We start from the raw sequence: 6,790 nt of genomic DNA on the forward strand, positions 1-6,790 counted from the left end.
GCCGGGGCCCGCGGGGCGGGCGCTTCGCCCGCGGCCGCCGCCTCGGAGCCCGAGCCGGCGGAGCACAGCTTGAGCAGCGCGATCTCGAACATCGTCTGCGGATGAGCCGCGTACTTCATCTCCGATTGGTACCGGTTCAGAAGGTCGATGATCGAGAACAGCCGCTCCCGGCCGAAGCTCTGGGCCGCGGAGCGCAGCTCGGCCGGATCGGCGACCCTTCCCGCCGAAGCGGCCGCTTGGGGCGCCAACTGGGCGAGGAGCAGGTCGCGGAAGTAATGCATCAGCTGCTCGAGACACTTGTCCGCGCTCTTGCCGGCGCGCATCATCTCGTCGACCTCCGCCAGCACGGCGGCGGCGTCCGCGTCGCGTACGGCGGCGGCCAGCCGGCCCATCTGCTCGGCCGGCAGGCCGCCCGTCGCCTCGACCGCGCCCGCGAGCGTCACTTGCCCGCCGCTGAACGAGGAGATCTGGTCGAGCAGGCTGAGCGCGTCCCGCATCCCCCCGTCGGACAAGCGCGCGATGTAGACGAGCGCTTCGTCCTCCGCCTCGATGCCTTCCTTCCGGCAGATGTCCCGCAGCCACGCGGCCTGCTCCTCCAGCGACACCCGGCGGAACTCGAACCGCTGGCAGCGCGAGACGATCGTCGGCGGCAGCCGGTGGGGCTCCGTCGTCGCCAGCATGAACATGACGTGGCCCGGCGGCTCCTCGAGCGTCTTCAGCAGCGCGTTGAACGCTTCCGTCGTCAGCATGTGCACTTCGTCGATGATATACACTTTGCGCCGGACCTCGGTCGGCGCGTATTTGACTTTATCGCGAATATCGCGGATCTCTTCGACCCCGCGGTTGGAAGCGGCGTCGATCTCGACCACGTCCATGACCGCTCCGGCCGCGATCCTCTTGCAGGCTTCGCATTCGTTGCAAGGCTCCGGCGTCGGTCCCTTCTCGCAGTTGACGGCCTTGGCGAGCAGCCTCGCGGCGCTCGTCTTCCCCGTTCCTCTCGGGCCGCTGAAGAGATAGGCGTGGGACAGACGGTTCTCGCGGATGGCGTTCTGCAGCGTCTGGACGATATGCTGCTGGCCGACCATGTCGCGGAACGTCTGCGGGCGCCAGGCCCGGTATAAGGCGATGTGGGCCATTCCTTGTCGCTCCCGTCGGATTTGGCTTTCCCTCCATTATACATCATCGGACGGAAGCGCTCCACCGCCGAGTCCGGCCGATCGCGCGCCTCCGCGATTCCGCGCCCCTTCGATTCTACGCCCCTTGGAGGGCCGGCAGCGTGACGGTGAACACCGTGCCGCCGGCTCCGGTCGCCACGTCGATCCGCCCGCCCAGATCGTGAACGATCCGCTGGCAGATCGACAGGCCGAGCCCGGTTCCCTGCTCCTTCGTCGTGAAGAACGGATCGAACACCCGCTCCAGGCTTGCCGCGGGTATGCCGGGGCCGGTATCGCAAATATCGACGTACACTTCGGCCGCCCCCGCGCGCCCCGCCCTCTCCCGGATCGTCAACGTCCCTCCTTTGACAGCCGCCATCGCTTCGATCGCGTTTTTGCCCAGGTTCAGAAAGACCTGCTTCAGCATCTCCTTGTCCGCGAAGACGGCCGGCAGTCCCGGCCGGGGTTCGTATCTCAGCGCCACGTCGTGCATGACGGCCTCGTTGCGAAGCATCGGCAGCATCTCCCCGAACAGATGGCCCAGCCGGACGGGAACCCGCTTGACCTCCTTCGGCTTGCTGAGCAGAAGGAACTCGTTGACGAGAGCGTTCACCCGCTCCAGCTCGGCCATCACGATCCGGACGTAATCGAGCTCTCGGCCCATCTGCCGCTCGTTCAGCGCCCTCTGGAGCAGCTGCATGAAGCCCTTGATCGCCGTCAGCGGATTGCGGATCTCGTGGGCCGTCCCGGCGGCCACTTCCCCGATCATTTTCAACCGGTCCGATCTTCTGACCTGCTCTTCGAGCGCGGACAGGTGGGTCACGTCCCGGAACAGCACGTACGCTCCGATGATCTCGTCGCGTTCCCGCAGCAAATCTCCGTCCATCATCCATTCGCGCCGGACCTCTCCCGACCGCCACTTGTAGCTCCGGTTGCGGAACGAGCCGCCGCGCAGCAGCGAGGAGTCGACGGGCAGCGGCTGCTCCAGGCTCCGGAACAAGCTCTCCGCCTCCCGGCCGATCAGCTCCTCCCGGGCCTCGCCCAGCGCCGCGCACACCATCTGGCTGACCTCCATGATCCGAAATTCCGTATCGAGCAGCAGCACTCCGATATTCTCGTCGCTAAGCAGGTTCTCCAAGAACCGACGGACGAAGCTGCCCGTGCGCGACTCCCACTCCCGAACCGCCCCCGCGTCCGATTCCGCTCGTCGATTAGGTGCCCGGCCGAAAACCCGGTCGTCCGAATTGCTCATGCGCGCCCATCACCCTCCGGTCTGCCTGCCTTGTCCGTTGTATTATTCGGGGCCCGGCCCGTATTTCCTCCCCTGGAACCAGGACGGGAGTCACCCTCGGCGGAGCCAACAAAAAAAGCACCCCGCGCCAGAGGTGCCTGCGCCGAGATGCTCTTATCCGCCGTCTATTGGGGCTTGCGTAACATTCGAATTCGTTGAATAAGGACCGTGCACCCGTCCCCGATCGATGCCATCCAGCCGGACGTGCCGGCTCGCTCCAGCCTGGCTACCCTCCAACACAAGAACGTGACCACTTACGGCTGCTTCCTTCCGGACCTGACCGGGTTCATGGGCGTCCCTTGCGGAGGACCCTGCTATCAACACGAAACCAAACACGCCGGAACCTGCGTGACAAGACCTCAGACGGGAATTCAACCTCGCTACAGCGGATTGCGAGTTACAGGGCACCGCTACCTCCCCGTCTAGCACGGCATGACTTAGTATAACGAATTCCCCGCCGCAACGCAACCGAAGGGAACGATTCCCTTCCGGTTCCGGTCTATCTCATGGAAGAGACGTGGATATTGTACCTTGGAAAATTGAACCTCAGCACGGAGGCCGCTTGGCGTTCCACCGTGGGAACCTGGCGGTCTCCCAGGCTCGGAGCGAGCTTCAGCGTGACGTAGGCGTCGGCGCCGTTAAACGTGACGCTGCTGCCCCGGACGCCGGGAACGTCCCGGATCGCCTGCTGGATCAACACGGCATCGTTGTTGTAATTCAGCGCCATGTGCCGGCCGGGAATATGGGGATTGGCGTTCGTGCGGCCCAGGTAGCCGTCGTCCGCGTAGCTTTGCGGCTTGACGCTGCTGGTGTTGCGGTTGCCGCAGCCGGCCTGCAGGCCGATCGCGGCCAAGGAGAGCGTAAACGTGAGGGCGAGGGCGAGCGTCGTCCGGACCCTGTTGCGTTGTGCGAGCATGAAAAAAACCTCCCTTTATCCCGTAGGATGTTAAGGGAGGCTTATTTCTATACCGCCAAATCTTACAGGCCGTATTTCTTCTTGAACTTATCGACACGTCCGCCAGCATCCAGGAACTTCTGCTTACCCGTGAAGAACGGATGGCAAGCCGAGCAAATCTCGACGCGGATATTCGGACGAACCGAACCCGTCTCGAAAGTGTTGCCGCAAGCGCAGGTCGCCGTGGATACGGTGTACTTCGGGTGGATGGCCTCTTTCAACGCGTTCACCTCTTTCTGCCCTGGAACACATGCGGCTCCAGAGTATTAGACACATAAACGGATTATAGCACGATACGCCTTCGCTTCACAACCCCCGATTCAAGCGGCGAATGCGGGCGGACGCTGGATAAAAAGGCCAAGTCCCCTTATGATGAAGAAAGAGGCGGCGATCTTGCCCTGCTTGGATTCCTAGCTTGGCATAGATTGAATCGGGAAGAAGCTCCGTAGGTAGGACGCTGAAGAAGGTTCCGCGCAGACAGGCAGATAATTTTGTGCGATTTTTCGATTAGCATCATCGAAATCATCCATGAGGATGAGCTTTTGTACGGTTTTTCATCCACCATTCGAGCAAAGCGCCTTATCAAGGAAGAATTTATATGATTTTTCATGCACCATTCAAGTAAGGCGGCCGTTCGAGAAGCATTTGTATGTTTTTTCGTACAATTTCAAACGAAGCGCCCTCCGAGGCAGGCAGGTCCGCATCCAATCGAATAAGACCGTTCCGTTAGCTAAAGGGGAATTCCTATTTTTTTCGGGGACCTGTCGATTCCGTCTCTCCCCGTTCGTTGTCCATACAGAGGCGGCCATAACGCCCACACTCAAGGAGGAGATCGACTATGAGATTCATGATGATCGTGAAGGCGACGGCGGATTCCGAAGCCGGCATCATGCCGAGCCAGGAGCTCGTCGACGCGATGATGAAGTACAACGAGGAACTGATGAAGGCCGGCGTGCTGCTGGCGGCCGAAGGGCTGCACTCGAGCGCGGGCGGAATTCGCATCTCGTATCCGGAGCCGGGCGGCAAGCCCAAGATCGTCGACGGCCCGTTCACGGAGACGAAGGAGCTGATCGCGGGCTTCACCCTTATCGAAGTGAAGTCGAGGGAGGAAGCGATCGAGTGGGCGAAGCGCATGCCGGACCCGCACGGCTTCGGCGAAGGCGTCATCGAGCTGCGCCAGGTCATCGAGCCGCCGGAGCTGACCTCGGATCCGGGGTCGCAAGCGACGCACAACTTGGTGAGGGAACAGGCTCGAACGAAGCTTTAATATTGCCCATTGGCCGCGAGAGGAGAAGATGAACATGAACCCGGAAGTCGCCGATTTCATCCGGCAATTGAAGGAGCCTTGGCAGGCCGAGCTCTGCGCCCGGCTGCGGGACGTCGTCCACCGGACGATCCCGGACGTGCAGGAGCGGATTCAATACAAGAAGCCTCACTTCCTCAAGAACGGCAAGTACGCCGCCGTCGTCTCGACGTCGAAGGACGCCGTCAGCTTCACGATCTTCAACGCGGCCGGGCTGGAGCTGCCGGAAGGCCTGTTCGACGGGCCTCCCGAGCGGAAGACGATCAAGCTGCGTCAGGGGCAGGAGTTCGACGAGAAGCAATTGGCTTCGCTGTTGGGCCAAGCCAGCGCAGCTCTGTAAGGCGAGCCGAACCGTAACCGAACCGTATATGAGGCAAGCGAACTGTTTATGAGGCACGCGAACCGTTTATGAGGCATACGAACTGTATAACCGTATATTCGGCATAAGACTGCATATTCGGCATACGAACCGCGTATGCAAGCCCAACGCAGAACAGGCCATCCCTCTCGGGACGGCCTGTTTGCGTTTGCGCTGCGTTATGACGACGGCTGCTTGCGGCTCGTTCGCGGTGTGCTAAGCGATTACTTCTTCGCCACGGGCGGCACGTGCGTGTACGAGCCGATGACGACGTCCGGCAGCTCCTCGCGGAAGATGTCCAGCAGCGTCTTCATGCCGTAAATCTCGCCCTGCGCCTTCGGAATGATCGACAGATACGCGTCCGGGTCGATGTTCAGGTTGCGCATCTGGATCAGCTTCAGGCCCGTGCGCTTGGCGAAGCCGATCATCGCCTCGATCTCCTCTTCCCGGTCGGTGACGCCGGGGAAGACGAGATAGTTGATCGAGGTGTACACGCCCTTGTCCGTCGCGTACTTCAGCGTCTTCTCGACGTTCGCGAGCGTGTAGCCGCGCGGACGGTAGTACGCGTTGTAGTGGTCGTCCAGGGCGCTGATCGTGCTCACCCGCATCAGGTCGAGCCCCGCGTCCGTGATGGCGCGGAGATGGTCGGTAAGCCCGGCGTTCGTGTTGATGTTGATGTAGCCCATCGACGTCTTGGCGCGCACCTGCTTGATCGCCTCGACGATCGTCTTCGCCTGGGTCGACGGCTCGCCCTCGCAGCCCTGTCCGAAGCTGATGATCGATTCGGGGGTGCGGAGATGCTCGAGCATGATCTCCACGACTTCTTCGACCGTCGGCTTGAACTGCAGCCGGGTCTGCGGGGAGACGAAGCCGCTGTCGTCCGGCTGCTCGGAGATGCATCCGAAGCAGCCCGCGTTGCAGGCGAAGGACACCGGCACCGCGCCTTCCCACCGTTGGAGGAAGGTGTTCGAGGACGTCAGGCATTCGTAGCCGAGCGCGCAGTTGGACAGGTGCCGGTAGAGCCGGTTCTCCGGATACTTCTCCAGCAGCCGATCCACGCCCTTCTTCACTTCCGCCCGGTCGCAGTTCTCCGGGTTCCACAGCTCGGGATCGTCGCTTCGTCCCGCGGCGACGTAGAAGCCGCCGTCCTTCCAGACGACGGCGGTATAGCCGAACAGCGGGAACATCTGCGTCTTGTCGGTCTTCGAGTATCCTGGCACGTAGAAGCGCGTGTAGCCTTGCGGCAGCAGGGCGCCCACGGCCTGGTAGTTGCCGGGGAGCGGCATCATCCGGCCCGACTTCGGGTCCATCCCGATCGCCCGGGTGTGCGGAAGCCCGACCAGGGTCGCTCCCGGAGGAAGCGGAATGAGGTCTTCCTCCAGCAGCTCGACCAGGCTGTCGCCGCTTCTGGCGACCCCGAACAAGTCGGGATGGTCGTATACGTTATTGTTCTCGTCTGCATATACCAGATGCATCGTTTATGGCCCCTCTCTGCGGCGAGCCCGATCAGGTCGAGCTGTTCCGGGGAGCGCGCTTCGTTCCCGTCCCGGCCCGCTTGGGCTTGGCGGGAGCTTCGCTTCCTTCGGCCGGCTGGCCGGAGGGCGCTTCGGAAGCCGCGCCCGTTCCGCCTGCGGCGGCGTCCGTCGCGGCGGCCGCCGCTTTGCTCTTGGCGCCGCGGGTTCCGGCCACGGCGCGGGTCTTCGCCGGCGTCGGCTCGGCCGGCGCGGAC

8 protein-coding genes and 1 other RNA gene are annotated in these 6,790 nt (G+C 62.6%); 2 read left to right on the plus strand and 7 right to left on the minus strand.

What is annotated here, in order from left to right; all coding sequences use genetic code 11:
* From dnaX to rpmE, 5 genes are all read right to left on the minus strand, one after another.
* Positions 1–1,136 (minus strand): DNA polymerase III subunit gamma/tau (gene dnaX / locus H7B90_RS26425; RefSeq protein ID WP_185138901.1); only part of this gene is annotated, 1,136 nt, incomplete at its 3' end.
* 115 nt (positions 1,137–1,251) lie between these two features.
* The gene (locus tag H7B90_RS26430) at positions 1,252–2,406 is read right to left on the minus strand and encodes an ATP-binding protein (protein WP_185138902.1); all 1,155 of its coding nucleotides are present in this window, start codon (positions 2,404–2,406) and stop codon (positions 1,252–1,254) included.
* A 205-nt stretch (positions 2,407–2,611) separates the two neighbouring features.
* Positions 2,612–2,876, minus strand: an RNA gene (gene ffs, locus H7B90_RS26435) — signal recognition particle sRNA large type.
* 68 nt (positions 2,877–2,944) lie between these two features.
* Positions 2,945–3,361, minus strand: coding sequence for a hypothetical protein (locus tag H7B90_RS26440; RefSeq protein ID WP_185138903.1), 417 nt, complete (start codon positions 3,359–3,361; stop codon positions 2,945–2,947).
* A 62-nt stretch (positions 3,362–3,423) separates the two neighbouring features.
* Positions 3,424–3,621, minus strand: coding sequence for a 50S ribosomal protein L31 (gene rpmE / locus H7B90_RS26445; RefSeq protein ID WP_185138904.1), 198 nt, complete (start codon positions 3,619–3,621; stop codon positions 3,424–3,426).
* Between the two features lie 617 nt (positions 3,622–4,238).
* Between rpmE and H7B90_RS26450 the strand changes: the two genes are divergently transcribed.
* Both H7B90_RS26450 and H7B90_RS26455 read left to right on the plus strand, forming a co-directional pair.
* Positions 4,239–4,667: a YciI family protein gene (locus tag H7B90_RS26450; protein WP_185138905.1), complete on the plus strand. Its 429-nt coding sequence runs from the start codon at positions 4,239–4,241 to the stop codon at positions 4,665–4,667.
* Positions 4,668–4,701: 34 nt separating this feature from the next.
* Positions 4,702–5,043, plus strand: a complete 342-nt coding sequence (locus tag H7B90_RS26455; RefSeq protein ID WP_185138906.1) for a DUF1801 domain-containing protein — start codon at positions 4,702–4,704, stop codon at positions 5,041–5,043.
* A 242-nt stretch (positions 5,044–5,285) separates the two neighbouring features.
* Here the strand turns inward: H7B90_RS26455 and H7B90_RS26460 are convergent, their stop codons facing one another.
* Together H7B90_RS26460 and H7B90_RS26465 are read right to left on the minus strand one after the other, a co-directional pair.
* On the minus strand, positions 5,286–6,536 hold the full coding sequence (locus H7B90_RS26460) for a radical SAM family protein (RefSeq protein WP_185138907.1): 1,251 nt from the start codon (positions 6,534–6,536) through the stop codon (positions 5,286–5,288).
* Positions 6,537–6,567: 31 nt separating this feature from the next.
* Positions 6,568–6,790 (minus strand): hypothetical protein (locus tag H7B90_RS26465; RefSeq protein ID WP_446483097.1); only part of this gene is annotated, 223 nt, incomplete at its 5' end.

It is taken from the genome of Cohnella xylanilytica (genome assembly GCF_014212175.1).
Taxonomy (GTDB): domain Bacteria; phylum Bacillota; class Bacilli; order Paenibacillales; family Paenibacillaceae; genus Cohnella; species Cohnella xylanilytica.